Genomic DNA, 20,453 nt, shown 5'->3' on the forward strand with positions numbered 1-20,453 from the left:
CGATGTCCACAATCGGCGTGCGTGGGTGCGGTGTCAAGCCCCGGAAACTAGCGTGTTTCTTCCCAGGAACTTCGCGCATCGGGCAGCGGCGGCGAGCGCGGCCACCCACAAGCTTGCGGCCACCGAGCGTCAGGCGGCTCCGAGCTGCGACCAGGCGTAGAAGAGGCCGAAAGCCAAGCTCAGGAACCCCGCCGCGACGCGGATCGCACGGTTCAATCCGGGGCGCGCCGCCGTCGCGGCGAACGGCACGCTGATCGCCACGCTCATGAGCGCCATCCCCCCGATCGAGCCGATTCCAAAGACGAGCAGGTATCCGAGGCCGAGCAGCGGCGAGTGGATCTGCGCGAGCACGAGCAGCGTGAGGGCGGCGGAGCCCGCGAGGCCGTGCATCATCCCGACGGCGAGAGGCTTGAGGCCGGGCCGGCGAAGCGCGTGGACATGGCCGTCTGCCGCGAGGCCGGGAGCGTGTTCGTGCTCCGGCTCGTGGAAGTGGAGATGGCGGTGCGTCTTCTCGCCGTGGACGTGGAGGTGGACGTGGGCATCGGTCCGCGCACGGAGAGCGAGCGCGAGCGCACGTCCGCCGAGGACGATGATCATCACCGCGACGGCGAGCTCGAGGATGCGCGCGACGGGCTCCGGAATGACGACGTTCAGGCCGAGGACGAGGAGGCCGGCGGCGAGGATCGAGACGGTGTGCCCCGTTCCCCAGAGGGCGCCCGTGCGGACCGCGGCGCGCCAGCCCGCGCGCTCGCTGACGATCGCGCTGACGGCGGCGATGTGGTCGGCCTCGGTCGCATGGCGGAGGCCGAAGAGGAGGCCGAGCCCGAGGATGCCGACGACCGTTCCGGAGATCGCGCGCTCGGGCGAAGCGAAGAGCGCCGCGATCGGCGGCGGGATCGACTTCAGAGCGACGCCGATCCCGAGGAGGGCGATCGCCACCGCCGAGATCCGTCCGAGCCTCGCCGTCACACGTCCTCCGCCGTCGAACCGGTCGAACACCGATCGCGCGTAAACCATCGTGAGCCCCACCGCGACGAGCACCGCCGCGAGCCCCAGGCTGAACGCGCCGATGAGCGCCATCCCGAACAGTACACGGTGGAAGGCGATTGCGGACAGCAATACCACGATCGCCGAGGGACACGGAACGATGCCGCCGGAGATCCCCAGCGCCAGGAGGCCGCGCCACGTCAGCCTGTCCGGCACCCGATGGTCGTGATCGCCGTGTCCCCCGTGGTCATGGCCATGGCCGTGGTGGTGGCCGTGGCCGAGGCGCCGGGCGAGGAGGCCGAGCCCCATCGCGGTCACGATGAGACCCGACGTGAAACCCAACCAGGGGTAGAGACTCTCGGGTACGAAGTACCGCGACAGCACGAGCGTGAGACCTCCGAGCGCGAAGACGCCGGCGGTATGCGTGACGGTGACGATGAGGCCGAGCGCCACCGCGTGACGCGCCGCCCCGCGCTGGCCGACGAGGTAGGCGCCCACGACGGTCTTGCCGTGCCCCGGCGAGAGCGCGTGCGCCCCGCCCCAGAACAGCGCGGCGGCGAACGCCGCGAGCATGAGGCCCGCGCTGCCGCCGGCGCCGGGGCCGATGAGCGCAGCGAACCGATCCTGGGCCTTCGCGCCGCCGCCGGCCGTTCCGGCGTCCGGAAGCGGAGATGCCTTGCCCTCGGCGCGTGCGGTCGCGGCCTCGACGCCGGCGAGCAGGGTCGCTTCGGCGCCGTTGATCCGCGGGGGAGTCTGCAGGAGATCTTGCGGGTACGACGTCAATCGCGCGCTCCTGTCGCGACCCGGCACCGTCGCGCCGGTGAGCGCCATCCCCTCGCCGCTCCACGCGACGACCTCACGCCACCCCGCGCGACCGTCGAAGTTGTCGTCACGGAAGACGACCGGCGAGCCACCCGCGGGGACACGGTCGATCGCCGCCTCGTAGGTGACGTCGAGACGCATCGTGCGCAAGCCACCGGCGCCCGGGGCGACGCGCACGGCGGCGTCCTCTGCGCTCAGCACGCGCTCGCTGCCGCCGATCGTCAGGTGCAATCCCGGCGCGAAGCGCACCGCCAGGCGACCCGCTTCGTCTGCCGGCACCGCACCGTCGCCGATCTCCTGGAACGTCGGGATCTCGGCGAGATCGACGGCATAACGGATCCGGAGGCTCGAGGCCGCGGGCTCGATCGCGGCCCATCGGTTGATCGAGAAGTTCCCCAGCGGGTGGGCCGAGACGGCCGAGCACGCGGCGAACGCGACGAGAGCGGCGGCGACCTTGAGCTTCATGAGATCTCCCGGAGCGTGCGGCGGGCGACCTCCGCACCGGACGGGTCGAATCGAGCGTTGAGGCGTAGGGCGTGGGCGAGATCGCGCCTCGCTTCGGCGCGATCGCCGGCGGCGTTCGCGATCATCCCCGCGTGGAAGAAGAGGCGCGCGTCCTCGGTGCCGAGCTTCAGCGCCTCCGACATCGTCTCGCGAGCGCGCGCCAGGTGCCCTGCCTTGAAGGCGCACCACGCGACGGCGTCGTATCCGTAGATGTCGTGACGCGAGACGAGCGAGCGCTCGGCGACGCCGAGAGCGGCTTCGACGTCGTGGCCGCGATCGGCGTCGATCATCGCGATCTGCCGATCTTCCCGAAGCCGCTTCGTCGCTTCGACGAGTGCTAATGCCGCTCGAGCTTCGTCGGCGCGCCCGCGGCGCTCGAGGAGCGTGGCGAGCTCCGCAGCGACGAGCGGCGAGGGCAGGATCTCGAGAGACCGGCGATCGAGAGCGATCGCCCGCTCGTCGTGATCGAGCGCGGCCTCGTCGCGGGCGAGACCGGCGAGGGCCCACGGCGCCTGCGGTGCGAGCGCCACCGCCGCGCCGTGGTCCGCCGCGGCCTCGGAGAGCCCACCCCGTGCGAAGCGCAGGTCGCCGCGCTGCGAGAGATACCAGGCGCGCTCTGCCGGGCCGGCGGCGACCGCGGCGTCGAGCGCGCGGCTCATGAGCTCGATCGCGCCGTCGTTGTCTCCGGTCAGCTCGCGGAAGTAGGCGCCGCGGGCGTAGGAGGCGCTGTCGGGCCTGAGATCGATCATCTTCTGGAACGCCGTCTCGGCGCCGGCGTAGTCCCCCGTCTCGACGAGCGCGTCCCCGAGCGCGCCGAAGTTGAAGGGATCGTCGGGCCGCACCGCCTGCGCACGGCGCGCCGCCTGGGCCGCCTCGGCGAAGCGGTGCTCACCGCCGTAGATCCATCCGCGCAAGCGCAGCGCGTCGTAGTGCGCCGGGTCGATCTCGAGAGCACGGTCGCACGCCTCTTCGGCCCGGCGGTAGAGGGCGACGTCGCCCTTGAGGCGTGCCTCGTTCATGAGCGAAGCGGCCGCGGCCGTCAAGACGTCGGGGCTCGTCTCCCGGCGGGGGTTGGGAGACACGCTCGGAACGAGCGCTAGAGCCCCGGACGCCAGGACGGCCGCGGCCCACCTCATGGCGCCGGCTCCATCGGGTCGTGGTGCTGCCGGTTGCGTCCGTCGAACGGCTCGGGGAGGAACGGGAAGTACGGCGTGATTCCCTTCTCGTTGACGTTGACGCCGTCGCCGACGTTGTTCGCGATGTAGTTGGGCCCGCCGGCGACGCGCACGACGAGATCGGTCACGTCGTCGTTCGGCCGTCTCCCGTTCGGGAATCCGGCGCCGTCGGGCGTCGCGGTCCCCGACGCGTCGTGCGCCAGCGGGCCGAGGCGCTTGATCTGCGCGGGCGGCGTCGGAGGTACGGTGAGATTGAGCCGTAGCAGCTCGGCGAACGGTCCGATGTTCGGGCTCGGGTTCTGGCCCGCGTACTTCGTCAGGAGCTGGACGATGTCCTCGCGCGGGTTCGGCGGCACCGGCACGCCGGAGACGAGCTGGAGCGCTCCGGCGACGGCGAGATCGCGGTAGTAAGGCAGGAACTGCGCTTCGTCCTCGGGCGCGGTCTGGTTCCAGAGGTCCTTGAAGCCGATCGGGATGATCAGCTCGTTGACGAGCGGGTTCCCCATCCGCGAGACCTGCTTCCACGAGCTGACGTTCTTCGAAGCAGCGCCGGTGCGGCGGATCGAGACGCCCTGTCGCGAGGTCGTCGCGTAGGCGCCGATCGTCCCGTTCGCGGAGGTCGCGGGCAGGCCGTCTTTCGTGATGCGGCGGATCGGCACCTCGATCGCGATCGTGTTGATGTTGAATCCACTGAAGCTGTTCACGCCGAACGCGTCGTGCGCGTCGTCGGCGTCTTCGGCGTTGGTGAGAACGGGAAGAGGACGTCCGCCCGGGGGAGGCGGCGTCTCGGTCCTGAGGTTGAGCGTGTCGAAGACGGCGCCGAGGTCGATGGCGAACGTCTCCGCCCGCTGGCCGGCGAAGACGCGCGCGCCGGCCGATGCGTCGGTGAAGACCCCCTTCATGGCGAGCGCTTCGTAGTCGGGCGTCGTGCGCGGACCGATGTTCGACGGGACCGCGGAGAGCAGCTGCCCCTCGAAGAGCTTCGTGCGCGTGACGCAGTGCGCTCCGATCTTGCACGGCCGCACCTCGGTCACCGTGTAGCGCTGCTTCCGCGAGAGTCCCTCGCTCCCCTCGCCCTCGAGCGCCGTCACCGGCGGCAGCGCGAGCGTCGCGATGAACTGGTTCGGCGAGACCGTCTCGGTCGTGAAGCGAACCTCGTAAGAGACGTCGTCGACGCCGTCCTTGTCGTTGTCGATGTGGATCGCGTAGAGGACGGTGTCGTCGAAGGCGTAGTAATTGGGCCCCGCCGACGGCTCCTGACCGGGGATCACGTTCAGGATGAACGTGACCTTACGGTCGGCGGGTGCGCGGCCCAGGTTGGCGTCGTCGTAGCTGACGAACGCGTAGAAGTCGGTGATGTCCGCCGCGGGGTCGAGCGTCATGAGCGGCGCCTCGCGGTGGCTGGCGGCGCGCGCCGCGAGCGATGCCGTGAGCGCCAAGCCCAGACCGAAGACTTTCATTCTCATGCAAGTGCCTCCTCGGAAGTTCACAGTTCACAGTTCAAAGTTGATGGTTCACAGTCACTACGACGCGATTGGGCCGATCGGATTGCGAGCGGGGTAAGATGCGCGCCGAAATCCGATCGGGGCCTTGGCGTCGTAGGACCTGAAGACGAGATGGCGAAGGACGCGGAGACCGAGGACGGGGGGCTCCTGACGCGCATCGTCGCGCGCGATCCGGAGGCGCTCGCCACCCTGTACGACCGCTACCGCGGTGTCGTGATGGCGTTCGCCCTCCGGGTGCTCCGCGATCGCGCGGAAGCGGAGGAGGCCTTGGTCGACGTGTTCCACCAGGTCTGGCGACAGGCGGATTCGTTCGACTCGGGGCGCGGCAGCGTCGCCGCCTGGCTCATGACCCTCTGCCGGAGCCGCGCCGTCGATCGTCTGCGGCAGCGCGTGCGGCGGCAGGCGGTCGAGGCGGGCGACGGTGCGCTCGCCGCGATGCCGTCGACCGGCAATCGCCCGGACGCCGCCGCGGAGTCGAGCCTCGTCAAGCGCCGAGTCATGAAAGCGCTCGGGGTTCTGAGCGCGGGGCAGCGAGAGGCGATCGAGCTTGCGTACTACGAGGGGATGTCACACTCCGAGATCGCAAAGCAGCTCGGGGAGCCGCTGGGCACCGTGAAGACGAGGATCCGTCAGGGAATGTCAGCGCTGCGCGCTTCGTTGAGCGCGCACGAGGGATGACGTGGACGAGACGAGGGGCGGCATGAACGGGCGGTGCCGGGAGTTCGACGAGCTCCTGCCCCTCCGTGTGCTCGGCGGCCTCGAGTCCGACGAGGCGGCGCGCCTCGAAAAGCATCTCGCCTCGGGCTGCCCGCACTGTACCGCGGAGCTCGCGGCCTTGAGCGAGTCGCTGAACCTGATGCCGCTCGCCCTCCCCGAGGTCACGCCCTCGGAGTCGGCGAAGGCGCGGCTCATGGCCCGCGTCCGCAGCGAGGCGCCACCCCGTGCTAGCTCCTCCGGCTCGTGGTGGCGGCTCGCGGCCGCGGTTGCGGCCGCCGCCATCCTCGCCGCCTACGTCGGGGGAGCCTACGTTGCGCGCCGGAGCGCCGCGGTCGTCGCCGATCTTCATGCACGCCTCGACCGGCAGGCCGCGGAGCTCGTCGATCTGCGCCGGCAGATCGTCCAGACGAAAGACTCGATCCGCATGGCGAGCGCGCCCGGCGTCCACGTCTTCGACCTCGCCGGCCAGAAGGGGGCCGAGCAGGCGTCGGCGCGCGTCTTCTGGGATCCGAAGGGCGAGACCTGGCAGCTCTACGCGGCGAGCCTTCCGGCGCCGCCGGCGGGGAAGACGTATCAGCTCTGGCTGATCACGCCGACGCGGAAGATCAGCGCCGGCACGTTCGGGCCGACGGAAGGGGCCGGCGCGATCCGCGTTCCCGCCGACGCGGGCACGGTCGTCGCCGCGGCGGTCACCGACGAGCCGGCGGGCGGCTCGCCGCAGCCGACCGGCTCGATCCTCCTGCTCGGGAAGCTCTGAGCAGAGGGGACCGAAACTAGACCCGGGACAGTAACCAGGTTTAGTTTCGGAAGCTGTCCCCTCTTACTCTTTCGCGAGCGTACGGGAGACGACCGACGACAGGCGCCCGAAGTCGTACGGCTTCGAGAGGAAGCCCGTCATCCCCTCGTCGAGCAGCTCCTGCGCCGCGATGTTGAAGCCGTAACCGGTGCAGAGCACCGTGCGCACGTCGGGGTTCAGCGCCTTGAGCGCGCGGAAGCACTCGCGCCCGCCCATCCGTGGCATGACGAGGTCGATGAGGATCAGGTCGATCTCGGCGGCGTGGCGCTCGTAGTACTCGACCGCATCCTGTCCGTCGAAGGCGGTCGCGACGTCGTACCCCAGCTCGCGCAGGAGGTCGGCGGTCACGTCGCGCACCGCTTCCTCGTCGTCGACCACGAGGATGCGTCCGTGCCCGCGCACCCCGTCGTCGGCCGCTGCGGCGGTCTCGGCGAGGGCGCAGGCACCGCGCGGCAGCAGGATCTCGACCGTCGTCCCCGCTCCGACCGCGCTTTCGACGCGGATGCCGCCGCCGTGGTTCTGCACGATGCCGTAGACCATCGCGAGGCCCATGCCGGTGCCCTTGTCGCGGTCCTTCGTCGTGAAGAACGGCTCGAAGATGCGGCCGACGATCTCCGCCGGGATCCCGCAACCGGTGTCCGAGATCCTGAGGCGCCAGTGCGGACCCGGCTGCGTCCCCGGATACCTCTCGGCGCGCTCCCCGTCGAGCATCGTCTCGTCGATCGCGAACGCCAGCTCGCCCCCGTCCGGCATCGCATCGCGCGCGTTGACCGCAAGGTTCAAGATGACCTGCTCGATCTGAGAAGGATCGCCGCTGACGATCGGGGAAACACCGCCCGGGACATGGCGGATCCGGATCCGCTTGTCGATCGTGCGGCTCAGGAGCTCCAAGACCTCGCGGATCGTCGCGTCGAGATCGACGGCGACGGTCTGGTTCTTTCCCTTGCGCGCGAAGCCGAGGAGCTGGCGCGTGAGCGCGGCGCCGCGCTGCGCCGCCTTCTCGATCACCTCCGCGGCCCGCGTCACCGACTCCCCGGACTCGACGCCCCGCTTCAGGAGCGCGGTGTAGCCGAGGATCGCGGTGAGCATGTTGTTGAAGTCGTGGGCGACGCCGCCGGCGAGCGTGCCGATCGCCTCGAGCTTCTGCGACTGGCGGAGCTGCTCCTCGCTCAGCCGGAGGCGCTCCTCCGCGCACTTCCGCTCGGAGAGGTCGCGGATGTAGCCGGTGTAGACCGGCGGGCCGACGATGGGAACGCGCGTGATCGCGACTTCGACGGGGAATTCGCCGCCGTCCTTGCGGAGCGCCATCGTCTCGATCCGCCGCCCGATGACGTCCGCGGGGCCGTTGCCGATTCGGGCGATGAGCCTGTCGAGCGGCCTGTCGATTGCCTCGTCACGGCTCCAGCCGAACATCTCTTCGGCGGCCGGGTTGAACTCGGTGACGAGACCGTCGTGGCTCATCCCGATCACCGCGTCGAGCGCGGTGCGGACGACGGCGTCCTTCCGGGCCTCGCTCTGCTTGAGCGCCTCCTCGGCCGCCTTGCGGTCGGTGAGGTCGATCGCGGCGCCGATCGTGCCCACGATCTGGCGGCCGGCGTCGTAGAGCGGCTCGACGTGGGAGTGGAACGTCCGTCCCTTCCAGTCCATCTCGTAGGTGGAGGGCTCGCCGCCGAGCGCGCGGAGGTGCGTCGCGATCGGAAGAGCGCGAGGATCGCCGGTACCGAAGTACTCTTGGAGCGTCTTGCCGACGACCTCGTTCGCCTTCAGCTCGAGGTGGCCGAGCCCCGCGCCGACCGACGAGGTGAAGCGCAGGTCGCGGTCGGTCGACCAGAGGATGGCGGGCATCTGGCTGACGAGGACGCGGAGCCTCCCCTCGCTCTCGCGGATGAGCTGCTCCGAGCGGCGCAGCACGGTGAGGTCGGAGATGTCCTGCACCATGACCATCGTCTGGTCGACCTCGCCGCGCGGCGAGAGGACCGGCATCGACGTCGCGTAGAGCGTTCGATTTCCCTCGTCGCCGGGCTTCGCCATCTCGTGGTGCGCGACGGTGCGCGTGCGGAACGTCGACGCCGCGGGGCAATCGGCGCAGGTGGCCGCGGAGCCGCAGAGGACCTCATGACAGGCCTTCCCGACCATCGCCGCCGGCGTCACGCAGCCGGCGCGTCCCTCGGAGGCGACCGCGTTCGCCCACACGACGCACAGCGATGGATCGAAGACGAGGAACCCCGCGTCGGTGTGGTTGACGACCGCCGACAGCTTCTGCCGCTCGCGCTCGAGGACGCGGATCTGCCCGTCGAGCATACGAACCCAACGTTCGTAGTGCTGGAGGCGCCGGAGCAGCTCTCCGTCGGACTTCGTGGTCTCGGGGGACGACGGCGAGGCCATGGAGCGGGCGGCTAGACCTTGCCCCGGGCGTGGGCCATCTCGGCGCGCTCGTGCTGCGCGTAGACCTGCGCGAGCCAGTCGGCGACGCGCTCGACGCGCAGGACGGCGGCGTGATCGAACGCGTCGTGCTCGTGGCTATCGATGTCGATCTGTCCGAAGATCCGGTCGCCCTGCCGGATGAGGACGACGAGCTCCGACTTCGTCGACGTGGAGCACGCGAGATAGTTCGCGACCTTCGTGACGTCGGGGACGTTGATGTTGCGGCGCTCGGCGACCGCCGTGCCGCACACCCCTTGCCCCACCGCGATGAACACGTGATCGGTCGGCGAGCCGATGAACGGGCCGAGGCGGAGCACCTCGTCGGGAAACAGCTCGTAGATCCCGGTCCAGTGGAACTTCGGATGCGACTCGTGCAAGCGCGACACAGCGCTCGTGAGCAAGCTCTCGAACGTCGCCCCGTTCCGGCGCTCGTCGTCGAGCGCTTTCAAGATCCCGTCCGCGCTCATGGCACTCCCCTCCACGAATTCCCCTGCCGGAAAAAACATAGGCCGCGGAGGGATGAAGGCAAATAAGGGGGCGGGAAATGGGGACAGTCCCCATTTTCTCACAGAGCTTTGCGCCCCTATGCTTCGCGGAGCGCGGCGGTCACGGGCAGCCGGGCCGCGCGGATCGCGGGGAACACGCCGCCCACGAACCCGAGGACGAGCGCGAAGACGATCCCCTGGACGACGAGCGACGGCGTGACGTCGAACGCGAACGTCACCTGGCTGAAGGTGTCGAAGTTGAGCGTCGAGGTACGGTAGCCGTCGAAGATCAGCCACGCGAGGGCGGCGCCCACCGCCGAGCCGACGAGCGCCAGCACGAGGCTCTCCGCCATGACCGAGACGACGACGGCGACACGGCCGAAGCCGAGCGCACGGAGCGTCGCGACCTCGCGGGTCCGCGCCGCGACCGCGGAGTACATCGTGTTGAGCGCGCCGAACACGGCACCGATCCCCATCAGGATCGCGAGGATGAACCCGAGCCCGCGGATGATCGCCTGGAGCGTGCGCCCCTGGTTCCCGAAGTACTCGCTCTCGCGCTGGACCATGACGTCGAGGCGCGGGTCCTTCGTCAGGCTGTCCTTGAAGGCGTCGAACGCCTCCGGGGACTCGAGGCGCGCGACGACCGTCTGGAACGAGTTCCCGCGCCGGTACGACGGCTGGAGGACGCGCGCGTCGGTCCAGATCTCCGACTCCCAGACCGCGCCTCCGGCGGTGAAGATCCCGGTGACGGTCCACACGTTCTCGCCCCACTTGACCTGCGAGCCGACGTCCAGGCCGCGGAACTGCTTGCGCGCACCGTCGCCGACGAGGATCTCGTTCTTCCCCCACTCGAACGGCCGCCCCTCGATGATCTTGAGCTCGGGCCGTGCCGCGAACGCCGCCGGCTGGACGCCGCGCAGGGGCACGTTGGCGGGAGTCCCCGTCGTCTTCTTGGGACAGTCGACGACGACGAACAGCTCCGCGGACGAGAGCGGCACCGCCGCCTCGCCGGCGCGGACGGAGCCTCGGGCGATGCCCTTCGCCTGCGCGATGATGTCGACGGAGTCGCCGACGAGCACGCTCATCATCTCGCTGTCGCTGCCCGCTCTCATGACGAGCGCGTTCTGGGGCGAGCCGGCGGTCTGGAGCGTCTTGCGGAACCCCTCCCCGATCGAGAGGACGGCGATCAGCACGGCGACGACGCCCGCGATCCCCACGACCGTCGCGAGGGAGGGCCCGCGGCGCTGCGGGATCGTGCGGAGCGCGGTGCCGGTCACGGCGAAGACCTGCGAGAGCCACTTGAGCATGTTCATGCCCTCCTGAGCGCGTCGACGATTCTGAGACGCATCGCCTGAACCGCGGGGAGGATTCCCGCGACGAGCCCGAGGAGCACGACGAACAGAATTCCGACGATCGCGTCGCGCGAGGGGAGATAGAAGATCGGGAGGAAGCCGTGGGTCGGGTCGCCCGCGGCGATCGCCGCGGCGCCGATCGCGAGGCCGAGCCCGCCGCCCACGATCGTGAGCACCAGCGCTTCGACGAGGACGAGCGCGAGGACCGCGCCGTTCGAGAAGCCCACGGTCTTCAAGACCGCCAGCTCGGCGGTTCGCTCGCGCACCGACTGGGCGATCGTGTTCCCCGTGACGAGGAGGAGGGTGAAGAAGACGGCCGCGAGAATCCACTGGATGATCGCGCCGATGTTGCCGATCTGATCGGCGAACCCCTGGGCGAGCGCCTTCTCGGTGACGGTCTTCGTCTCCGCCGGCGAGTTCGCGAAGTTCGCGTCGATCTTCTTGCCGATGTCCGCCGCCTGCTTCGGGTCCGCGATGCGGACGATGTACCAGCCGACGATCCCCTGGCCGTACTGACGCGCCTCGTCGAAGTAATCGTAGTGGAACAGGAACTGCGTCTTGTCGACCGTCTTGTCGCCGGTGTAGATCCCCCGGACGTTGAACTCCCAGACCTTCGAGCCGTCCTTCTTGCGCCAGATCGTCCCCTGCACGGGAACGCGGTCGCCGACCTTCCAGCCGTAGCGCCGCGCGGTCGTCTCGCCGACGAGGACGCCTTCGCGATCGTCGGCCCACGCCTTCTTCTCGGCGACGGTCACCTTGAACTCGGGGTACATCGCGAGATAGCTCTCCGGCTCGACGGGCGCCTGAAACACGCCCTGGAAGCCGGTGTTCGGATTCTGGTAAATCCCGCCGAACCAGGAGGCGTGCGTCACCGACACCACACCCGGCGTGCGGGCGATCTGGTCCTGGTAGCTCTTCGGGAGCGGCTGGATGATCGACGTCTTGTGCGTCGTGAACAGCCGGTCGGCGCCCGCCACCTCCACGCCCGCCGAGAACGCGATCCGCACGGCGGCGAGGTACGCGAAGAGGATGAACGCGACCACGATCGAGAGGAGCGTGAAGATCGTCCGCGCCTTGCGCCTCTTGAGGTTGCTCCAGAGGAGCGGCCAGAACTTCATGCGGCCGTCCCGACGAGAACGCCCTTCTCGAGGTGGAGCACGCGCGTGGCGCGCTCGGCGGCCCGCGGGTCGTGCGTGACCATGATCACCGTCTTGCCGTGCTCGCGGTTCAATGCCTGGAGGAGGTCCAGGATCTCGTCCCCCGCCTTGCGGTCGAGGTCGCCGGTCGGCTCGTCGCAGAGGAGGAGCGTCGGGTCGGTGACGATCGCGCGCGCGATCCCGACGCGCTGCTCCTGGCCGCCGGAGAGCTGGCGCGGGTAGTGCTTCGTCCGGTCCGACAGGCCGACGAGCGAGAGCGCCGTCGCGACCTGCTGCTTGCGCCGCGCGCCCGAAAGCGACGTGAGGAGCAGGGGCAGCTCGACGTTCCGCTCGGCCGTGAGCGCGGGAAGCAGGTTGTACATCTGGAAGACGAAGCCGACGTGACGCGCGCGCCACGCCGTGAGCTTGCCGTCGGAGAGACCCGAGATCGTGACGCCGTCGACGTCGACCGATCCCGACGTGGGCCGGTCGAGCCCGCCGATGAGATTCAGGAGCGTCGACTTCCCCGAGCCCGACGGCCCCATGAGCGCGAGGAACTCGCCCTTCGCGACGGCGACGCTCAGGCCCTGGAGCACGTCGATCTTCTCGCCGCCCCGGAAGAACGTCTTGTGGATGCCTCTCACGTCGACCAACGTGCTCATCGTGCCCTCGTTTCCTTCACGGCCATTCCTGCGGCCAGATCGTCCGGCCCCCCCGTGACGACGCGCTCCCCCGCGGTCAGCCCCGCCATGACCTCGGCGGGATCGTCACCACCCGGCCCCATCGTCACCGCGCGGTGCTCGAGCTTGTTGTCGACTCCGACGACGAAGACGAACTCGCTTCCCGTCGATCCGCGCACCGCGGCGCGCGGGACGCGCACGACGCGCTTCTCGGTCGCGCCCTCGGCAGCGCTGCCCAGGAAGGCGACCTTGATCCCCATGTCCGGAAGGATTCGCGGGTCGAGCTGGTCGAAGGCGATGCGCACCGTCACCGTCGCCTTCTGACGGTCGGCGGCGGGGATCGTCGTGATGACGTGCGCGGGGATCGCCCAGTCGCGGTAGGCGTCGAGCGTCGCCTCGACCTTCTGCCCCGGCTGCACGCGCTGGATGTACGCCTCGTTGACGTCGACCTCGATCTCGAGCGACGTCATGTCGACGATCGTCGAGATCCCCGTGCGCGTGAACCCGCCCCCCGCCGACATCGGCGAGATGATCTCCCCCGGCTGCGCGTTCTTCGAGATCGCGACACCGGCGAACGGCGCGCGGATGACCGTGTCGGCCAAGTTCTGCCGCGCGATGTCGACGGCGCGCTCCTGGGCGTGCACCTGCTGGTCTTCCGTCGCGCGATGAGCCTCGAGGACAGCCACCTCCGCTGCGATCGCATCCCTGTCGGCGCTCGAGGTCACACCACCCTTGAAGAGCTCGTCGATGCGCCTCTTGCGAACGTACGCGTCGTTGATCTGCGCGTCGGTTTCCTTGACGCCGCGGCGGGCCGCCTCGAGCTGAGCCTCGGCGAGCTGGAGCGCGGGCGCGATCTGCGTGGCGTCGAGCCGCGCCAGGATCTGGTCCTTCTCGACCTTCATCCCCTCTTCGACCATCACCTCGACGACCTTGCCGGTGATCTTCGACGAGACGGTCGCCTGCCGCCGCGCGGTGACGTAGCCCGACGCGTTGAGGACCGTGGTACCGCCGCCCTTCGCGGTCGAGGCGACCTCTTCGACGGGCACGGTCGTGACGAGCGCCGCGCGCGGACGCAGCGCCCACCACGCGCCCGCGGCGACGAGGATGAGGACGAGCGCGCCGATGACGACCCACGGCGCACCGCGGCGCTCACGCGGCCTCTCGTCGCGGTCGATCTTGAGGGCATCCAGCTTCCGCTGGAAATCGCCATCGGCCTGGTTCGTCGTGCTCAAGCGGCCGATTATAGGGGATTCAGAGGGGACAGCTTCCGAAACTCGGCACTGAGAGTTTTGGAAGCTGTCCCCTCTTCATTTCAGGGCGTAGACGTTCCCATCCATGCTGCCGACGTAGATCGCGCCGTGGTCGACGACGGGCGACGACATGATCGCGCCCACCGAGGCGAAGCGGTAGATGTCGAGGTACATGTCCTCGAAGTCGTTGAAGAGCGGCGTGAACGCTTCCTGGCGGAGCGTGCCGTCGTCGTTGACGACCTTCATCGGGTCGACCTTCGAGGCGTCGGTCTGGAATTCCCACGCGGCGTCGCCGGTCTTCGCGTCGACGGCGAAGAGGCGGCCGGCGTGGTTGCCGAAGTAGACGAGGCCGCCCGAGATCGCGGCCGACGAGAAGACGTACGCCTTCGCCTTGAAGTTGAACTTCAGGCGCCCGGTCTTCGCGTCGAGCGCCAGGAAGCGCGCGCTGTCGGACGTGCCGACGTAGACGACGCCGTCCCGCACCGCCGGCGTGCCGATGACCCACGACTTGCTCGTCGGGTAGTCCCACTTCTTCTTGCCGGTCCCGGCGTCGAGCGCGTAGACGTGGGCGTCGCGGCAGCCGACGTAGACGGTGCCGTCGACGACGGCGGGCGACGACTGGAAGCCGACCTGGTTGTGGATCGCGGGGTCCTGGCCGGCGTCGAAGGTCCACTTGAGCTGGCCGTTCTCGGCGTCGAGCGCGTAGAGCGTGCTGTCCCAGCTCCCGACGTAGACGACGCCGTTCGCGACGGCGGGCGACGCGTGGACGACGTCCCTCGTGGCGTACTTCCATTGGAGGATGCCGGTCGCCGCGTCGACGGCGTAGACGTTGCCGTCGCCGCTACCGAAGTAGACCTTGCCGTTCACGACCGCCGGCGACGACGTGAAGATGTCCCACGCGTCGGGGATCGTCTGCGCGGTCGACGGATACCCGTGGAGGTTCTTCGCTTCGAATTTGCGCTCGTGCTCGGCGACGAAGACCCACTTGGGCTGGCCGGTGGCGACGTCGATCGCGGCGAGCGCGCCCGTTCCCGAGACGAAATAGAGCGTTCCAGAGGATACGGCGGGCGACGATGCGATCGGCATGCGCGACTTGAACTTCCATTTCTCCTTGCCGGTCTCCTGGTCGATCGCGTAGAGGTAGGTGTCGAGACTGGTGACGTAGACGACGCCGCCGTCGACCGCCGCCGATCCCACGACGGGGCCGCCGGTCTTGAACTTCCACACGAGCGCCGGAGTGGATGCGGGGCCGCCGCCTTCGTAGACTCCGGCGCGCGTGACGCCGCCGTGGAACGTGGCTTGAGCGCCCGCGTGCGTGATCGCACTTGTGAGCACGAGTGCCGTCACGATTGTCTTCATGCCGTTCGTTTACGGCAGTGCATCGTGACGGTTTCGCTATTCTTGAATTTCTTACTGCAACGACGCCGCCTCACCACCTGGGGTGTGTTTCGAAGCGTTTCGACGCGGTAGGAATTCCCCTCATGCGGGAAAACCGCACGCAATCGCCCGTGGCACTTCGCTTGCTGAATTCCGCCGCAGCGGGCACCGGGCCCTTGCACCCGTCTTCATGCGTCTTCGTCGAAGAGCGCATGGGGCGCCGGCGCTCCCAACCAGCCAAGGAGGTAACGATGAGATCGATGCAAGTCATGATGGCCGCCGCACTCGGCCTCGGGCTCGCGGCGTGCGCGCAGGCTCCGAAAGCCGACATCGACGCCGCGAAGCAGGCCCTGGACGGCGCCCAGCAGGCTCAAGCGAGCGACTACGCCTCCGAGGCGTGGACGGCGGCGAAGGATGCCGACGCGAAGCTGCAGACCGAGCTCGAGGTCCAGAGCAAGAAATGGACGCCGCTCCGGTCGTACGAGCAGACGAAGCAGCTCGCGCAGGTCGCGAAGAGCGAGGCGGACCGCGCCACGAAGGAAGCGACGGCCGGGAAAGAGAAGGCCAAGGGCGACGCCGGCGATCTGATCGCGCAGGCGAAGTCCGCGTACCAGAACGCGCAGACGGCGCTCACGACGGCGCCGCACGGGAAGGGCACCGAGGCGGATCTCGCGAGCCTCAAGTCCGACACCGCCGGCATCGACGGCCAGATCCAAGACGCCCAGCGGGCGTACGACGCGGGCGATTTCCTGGGCGCCAAGACGAAGGCCCAGGCCGCGGTCGATGCGGCGAACAAGATCACGTCGGAGATCGAAGAGGCCAAGACCCGCCGCCGAGCCGCCTGAGGCCGGCGATCCGCACCGTCGACGATGAGAGAGCGGTCGCGCCGGACACCGGCGCGGAGGTGCTCATGAAGAGTCCGGACCAGCTTCAAGCGGTTCCCGCGCGCTCTTCGATCCGTCCCGCAGGCGCCGCCGCGGCCACTCTCCTCGTCGTCTCGAACAGGCTCCCGTACGACATCGGCCGCGGCAGCGGCCCCAAGCATCGCAACGTCGGCGGCCTCGTCAACGCGCTCGAGCCCGCGTTCCTCTCGCGCGGGGGGACGTGGTTCGGCTGGGACGGCATCAGCCTTCCGAACGCGCGCGCGGTCGAGGACGCCCTCGCCTCGCCGCACGCCTTCCGGCTCCCTTCCGGCGTCGACCTGTGCGGCGTGCCGCTCAGCGAGCGCGACGTGGCCCGCTACTACAACGGCCTCTGCAACCGCTCGCTCTGGCCGATCCTCCACGACTTCACCGGCAAGGGCGTCTTCGATCCCGACGATTGGGAGCGCTACGTCCGCGTCAACCGCCGCTTCGCGGACGTCGTGCTCGCACGCTCACGAGCGGGCGACCGGATCTGGGTCCACGACTTCCAGCTCTTCCTCGTCCCTCGCTTCCTCCGTGAGGGCGGGTTCCGCGGCCGGATCGACTTCTTCCTGCACACGCCGTTTCCCCCGTCGGAGATCTTCCGCACGATCCCGTGGCGCGAGGAGATCGTGCGCGGCCTCCTCGCCTGCGACACCGCGGCGTTCCACATCCCGCGCTATCGCGACAACTTCGCCGGCGCCGCGGCGGCGCTCGTCTCGGCGACGGCCTCACCGGCGGGCGCGAACAGCCTCGATCTCACCCACGCGGAGGGCGCGACGCGGATCGCGGCGGAGCCGATCGGGATCGACGTTCCCGCGATCACGTCGCTCGCGGGCAGCCGTCCCGTTCAAGCGCGCGCGCGGCGGATCCGCGCGGCGTACGGGGAGCGCCCGATCGTCTTCGGCGCCGAGCGGCTCGACTACACGAAGGGGATCCTGGAGCGCCTCTACGGCGTCGAGCGGCTGCTGCGCCTTCGTCCCGAGACGATCGGCTCGTTCGTGTTCGTGCAGGTCGTCGTGCCAAGCCGCCACGTCGTCGAGGAATACCGCCGCATGAAGCGCGACATCGACCGCGAGGTCGGCCGCATCAACGGCGAGTTCGGAATCGACGGCTGGCAGCCGATCCACTACGGCTACCGCTCGCTCGACCGGGCGGAGCTCGTCGCCCACTACCTCGCGGCGTCGGTCGCGCTCGTGACACCGCTGCGCGACGGCATGAACCTGGTCGCTGCGGAGTTCGTCGCGTCGCGCATCGACGGCGGCGGCGTCCTCGTGCTCAGCGAGTTCGCGGGGATCTCGGAGGTCGTCGACGGCGCGGTCCTCGTGAACCCGAACGACGTCGACGCGCTCGCGACCGCCGTCTCGCAGGCGCTCGCGATGCCGGCCGACGAGAGGCGCGAGAGGATGGATCGCCTGCGGCCGCGCATCCTGTCGAATTCGGCCCAGTCGTGGGCCGGCCGCTGTCTCGGCCTCGGCTCGCCGCGCGAGGCCGCCCGTCCCGCGGGGACGACCGCCGTCGGGGCGGATCCGTGGGCCACGGCGTGACCGCGCTCGCGGCGGAGGTCGCCCGCGCGGCCCGCCGGCCGCGTGCCGCGCGCTCGATGATCCTCGACATCGACGGCACGCTGGCGCCGATCGCGCGCACGCCGGAGGTGGCGCGCGTGCCGCGGCGGGTGCTGTCGTCGCTCGAGAGCCTCGTCCACGGCGGGTGGCGCATCGCCGTCGTCAGCGGACGGCCCGCGGCCCAGGCGCGCGCGATGGTGCCGGTGTCCGGGATCGCGATCTACGGATGTCACGGCGTCGAGCGCGAGGGCCGCAAGATCCCGCACGGGCTCCAGACGCTCGGCGTTCGTCTCGCGCGCATCGGTCGCGAGATCGCCGCCTTCGCACGGCGATTCCCGGGGATCCGCGTCGAGCGGAAGCCGATCGGGGTCGCCTTTCACGACCGCGCCGCGACGTCGCGCGTCCGCGGCCGCTGGCGGCGCGCGCTCGACCGCCGGCTCGAGGGGTACGATCTCCACGGGCTCGAGATCGTTCCGGGCAAACGGGTCCTCGAGATCCGGCCCGCGGGGTTCGGCAAGGGAATCGTCGCGCGCGTCTGGCCGCCGGCGCGCCGTCTCCCGCGCGCCGATCGCTCCTTCGTCGTCATCGGCGACGACCGGAGCGACGAGGAGCTGCTCGAGGCGTTCGCCGGCCGCGGCGTCACGATCCGGGTGGGCGGTGCGCGGGTGCACACCGCCGCGCGATCGCGCCTCCCGTCGTCCTCGGCGGTCGGACGTTTCCTTTCCCTCCTCGCCCGGGCGGAGACCAGCCGATGAGCATCGTCGAGACACGCGCGGCGAAGCCGTTCCTCTTTGCCGATTACGAAGGCCTCGTCGTCGCGACCGGATGGGAGGCGAGGAACCTCCGCGAGCTGACCGAGATCGTCCGGCGCGCACCCCCCGACGTCATCCATCACCACGTCTTCCGCGCGGCGCTCGAGCATCGATACGGGACGTGGGACCACCCGAACGATTTCGGCGCCTGGGCGGCGAACGCGCTCGGCGACCCGGTCCTCGCGGAGAAGCTCTCGAGCCTCGACCTCTTCCGCCGAGGCGACATCGAGGACACGCGCGCGGCGATCGTCGAGATCTTGGAGGAGCACCTCGACGAGGTGGCGACGGTGCCGTGGGCCCGCCCCGGCTTCGGCTTCCACTTCGCCTCCGGCATCTACTTCGCGCTCCCCGGAGAACGCGCGGCCTACACCCTCCCCGAGCTGAGGGACGCGATCACCGAGATCCCCTTGAGCTCGCTCTACTTCCACTTCCACGAAGCACGCCTTCGCGGGACCGACGACGCCGACGACTTCTCGCGCTGGATCGAGGACGAGCTGGGGCGCGTCGACGTCGCCGAGCGGCTTCGCCGGATCGACTTCTACCTGTTCAGCCTCGAGGAGCTGCGTCAACGGATCGTGACGATCCTCAATCCGGAGCTTCCATGAGCCAGGGCGCGACGCTCGACGAGTACGCCGAGATCGTCGGCAAGGGACGCATCGACGTCATGCGGCGGCTCGCGACGCGCCTCAAGGGCCTGCGCCTCGTCATCGTCAACTCGACGCGGGTCGGCGGCGGCGTCGCGGAGCTGCTCACGCGGCACGTGCCGCTCTTCGAGGAGCTCGGCCTGAAGCCGAGGTGGGAGGTCATCGTCGGCGGGCCGGAATTCTTCGTCGCGACGAAGCGGATGCACAACGCGTTGCAGGGCTTTCCGGGCGACCTGACCGCGGCCCAGCGCGAGGCCTACATCGCGGCGAACCAGCGCGAGGCGGCGCGTCTCGCGCTCGACGACGCCGACGTCGTCGCGATCCATGACCCGCAGCCCGCCGCCCTCATCTCGTTCGCGCCGAAGGTCTGCCCGTGGATCTGGCGTTGCCACATCGACGCGTCGCGGCCTTTCCGTCCGGTCTGGAAGTTCCTCCACGAGTGGGTCCGCCTCTACGACGCGAGCGTCTTCTCGCTCTCCTCGTTCACGCGCCCGCTCCGCCACCCGCAGTTCCTGATCCCGCCGTCGATCGATCCGCTTTCGGACAAGAACGCCGAGATGACGGACGACGAGATCGACCGCCGGCTCGCGGCGCTCAAGATCGACCGCAGCGAGCCGCTCCTCGTGCAGGTCTCCCGCTTCGATCGCTTCAAGAACCCGGTCGGCGTCGTCCGCGCGTTCCGTCGCGTCAAGCGCCGCGACCCATGCCGTCTCGTGCTCGCGGGCGGCAGCGCCGACGACGATCCGGAAGGCGCCGAGGTGCTCCGCGAGGTCCTGGACGAGGTCGACGGCGATCCGGACATCGACGTCCTCGCCATTCCGCCGGACAGCCACCGCGACATCAACGCGCTGCAGCGCGCCGCGGCGATCGTCATCCAGAACTCGACGAAGGAGGGCTTCGGCCTCACCGTGACCGAAGCGATGTGGAAGGCGAAACCGGTCGTCGCGGGCGCGGCGGGAGGGATCACCCTCCAGGTCCACGACCATCGCACCGGCTTCCTCGTGCACTCGGAGGAGGGGCTCGCGTTCCGCCTCCGCTACCTCTTGAACCGCCGCCCGCTCGCTCAGGAGATGGGCCGCGAGGGGCGCGAGCTGGTCCGCTACAAGTTCCTGCTGACGCGGCAGCTCCGCGACTGGCTCACGCTGCTCCTCATCGTGACGGGGCGCGCCGGGGAGATGCAACTGGAAGACAAGTTCACAGTCGGCAGTTCACAGTTCACAGCACTATGACGAAACCCTCCGGGCCCGCTTTCGCGCGCGCCCGGAGGGCTTCGCTTCGACGATGACGCGCGGCGGCTCGGGCGTTTGCCCCTTGGCCGCT

At 69.7% G+C, this 20,453-nt stretch carries 17 protein-coding genes; 7 read left to right on the plus strand and 10 right to left on the minus strand.

Annotated features, from left to right (window positions below):
• Window positions 1–129: 129 nt before the first annotated feature.
• Genes VFV19_17565 through VFV19_17575 form a run of 3 tightly spaced genes read right to left on the minus strand, consistent with a single transcriptional unit; the run spans window position 130 to window position 4,954 of the window.
• Window positions 130–2,274 carry a sulfite exporter TauE/SafE family protein gene (locus tag VFV19_17565; GenBank protein ID HEX4826111.1) on the minus strand — a complete coding sequence of 715 codons (2,145 nt, stop codon included), beginning with the start codon at window positions 2,272–2,274 and terminating at the stop codon, window positions 130–132.
• Window positions 2,271–3,449: a tetratricopeptide repeat protein gene (locus tag VFV19_17570; GenBank protein ID HEX4826112.1), complete on the minus strand. Its 1,179-nt coding sequence runs from the start codon at window positions 3,447–3,449 to the stop codon at window positions 2,271–2,273. Before VFV19_17570 ends, VFV19_17565 begins: the two co-directional genes overlap by 4 nt.
• Entirely contained in the window at window positions 3,446–4,954 is a 1,509-nt protein-coding gene (locus VFV19_17575; GenBank protein ID HEX4826113.1) for a DUF4331 domain-containing protein, read from the minus strand. Before VFV19_17575 ends, VFV19_17570 begins: the two co-directional genes overlap by 4 nt.
• 150 nt (window positions 4,955–5,104) lie before the next feature.
• On the opposite strand from VFV19_17575, the gene VFV19_17580 reads away from it, so the two are divergent.
• Window positions 5,105–5,671 carry a sigma-70 family RNA polymerase sigma factor gene (locus VFV19_17580; GenBank protein HEX4826114.1) on the plus strand — a complete coding sequence of 189 codons (567 nt, stop codon included), beginning with the start codon at window positions 5,105–5,107 and terminating at the stop codon, window positions 5,669–5,671.
• 1 nt (window position 5,672) lies between these two features.
• A complete protein-coding gene (locus VFV19_17585) occupies window positions 5,673–6,467 on the plus strand; it encodes an anti-sigma factor (protein ID HEX4826115.1) in 795 nt (264 codons plus the stop codon).
• Between the two features lie 63 nt (window positions 6,468–6,530).
• On the opposite strand, the gene VFV19_17590 is transcribed toward VFV19_17585, so the two are convergent.
• The 7 genes from VFV19_17590 to VFV19_17620 all read right to left on the minus strand — a co-directional run bounded on the left by VFV19_17590 (window position 6,531) and on the right by VFV19_17620 (window position 15,192).
• Window positions 6,531–8,891: a PAS domain S-box protein gene (locus VFV19_17590; GenBank protein ID HEX4826116.1), complete on the minus strand. Its 2,361-nt coding sequence runs from the start codon at window positions 8,889–8,891 to the stop codon at window positions 6,531–6,533.
• An 11-nt stretch (window positions 8,892–8,902) separates the two neighbouring features.
• Window positions 8,903–9,397, minus strand: coding sequence for a GAF domain-containing protein (locus tag VFV19_17595; GenBank protein ID HEX4826117.1), 495 nt, complete (start codon window positions 9,395–9,397; stop codon window positions 8,903–8,905).
• Between the two features lie 116 nt (window positions 9,398–9,513).
• Complete coding sequence (locus tag VFV19_17600) at window positions 9,514–10,722, minus strand: ABC transporter permease (protein ID HEX4826118.1); 1,209 nt, start codon at window positions 10,720–10,722, stop codon at window positions 9,514–9,516.
• A 2-nt stretch (window positions 10,723–10,724) separates the two neighbouring features.
• Window positions 10,725–11,885: an FtsX-like permease family protein gene (locus VFV19_17605; protein ID HEX4826119.1), complete on the minus strand. Its 1,161-nt coding sequence runs from the start codon at window positions 11,883–11,885 to the stop codon at window positions 10,725–10,727.
• Window positions 11,882–12,565 carry an ABC transporter ATP-binding protein gene (locus VFV19_17610; protein HEX4826120.1) on the minus strand — a complete coding sequence of 228 codons (684 nt, stop codon included), beginning with the start codon at window positions 12,563–12,565 and terminating at the stop codon, window positions 11,882–11,884. The genes VFV19_17605 and VFV19_17610 overlap by 4 nt, the downstream gene beginning before the upstream one ends.
• Entirely contained in the window at window positions 12,562–13,815 is a 1,254-nt protein-coding gene (locus tag VFV19_17615) for an efflux RND transporter periplasmic adaptor subunit (GenBank protein HEX4826121.1), read from the minus strand. Before VFV19_17615 ends, VFV19_17610 begins: the two co-directional genes overlap by 4 nt.
• 75 nt (window positions 13,816–13,890) lie before the next feature.
• A complete protein-coding gene (locus tag VFV19_17620; GenBank protein ID HEX4826122.1) occupies window positions 13,891–15,192 on the minus strand; it encodes a PQQ-binding-like beta-propeller repeat protein in 1,302 nt (433 codons plus the stop codon).
• Between the two features lie 269 nt (window positions 15,193–15,461).
• Between VFV19_17620 and VFV19_17625 the strand changes: the two genes are divergently transcribed.
• The 5 genes from VFV19_17625 to VFV19_17645 all read left to right on the plus strand — a co-directional run bounded on the left by VFV19_17625 (window position 15,462) and on the right by VFV19_17645 (window position 20,362).
• Window positions 15,462–16,055, plus strand: coding sequence for a hypothetical protein (locus tag VFV19_17625; GenBank protein HEX4826123.1), 594 nt, complete (start codon window positions 15,462–15,464; stop codon window positions 16,053–16,055).
• A 65-nt stretch (window positions 16,056–16,120) separates the two neighbouring features.
• Window positions 16,121–17,659 carry a trehalose-6-phosphate synthase gene (locus VFV19_17630; protein HEX4826124.1) on the plus strand — a complete coding sequence of 513 codons (1,539 nt, stop codon included), beginning with the start codon at window positions 16,121–16,123 and terminating at the stop codon, window positions 17,657–17,659.
• A complete protein-coding gene (gene otsB, locus VFV19_17635) occupies window positions 17,644–18,432 on the plus strand; it encodes a trehalose-phosphatase (protein ID HEX4826125.1) in 789 nt (262 codons plus the stop codon). The genes VFV19_17630 and otsB overlap by 16 nt, the downstream gene beginning before the upstream one ends.
• Window positions 18,429–19,094, plus strand: a complete 666-nt coding sequence (locus VFV19_17640; protein HEX4826126.1) for a DUF5752 family protein — start codon at window positions 18,429–18,431, stop codon at window positions 19,092–19,094. Before otsB ends, VFV19_17640 begins: the two co-directional genes overlap by 4 nt.
• On the plus strand, window positions 19,091–20,362 hold the full coding sequence (locus VFV19_17645; protein ID HEX4826127.1) for a glycosyltransferase: 1,272 nt from the start codon (window positions 19,091–19,093) through the stop codon (window positions 20,360–20,362). The genes VFV19_17640 and VFV19_17645 overlap by 4 nt, the downstream gene beginning before the upstream one ends.
• The last annotated feature ends 91 nt before the right edge of the window (window positions 20,363–20,453 follow it).

It is taken from the genome of Candidatus Polarisedimenticolaceae bacterium (genome assembly GCA_036275915.1).
In the GTDB taxonomy this organism is placed as follows: domain Bacteria; phylum Acidobacteriota; class Polarisedimenticolia; order Polarisedimenticolales; family DASRJG01; genus DASRJG01.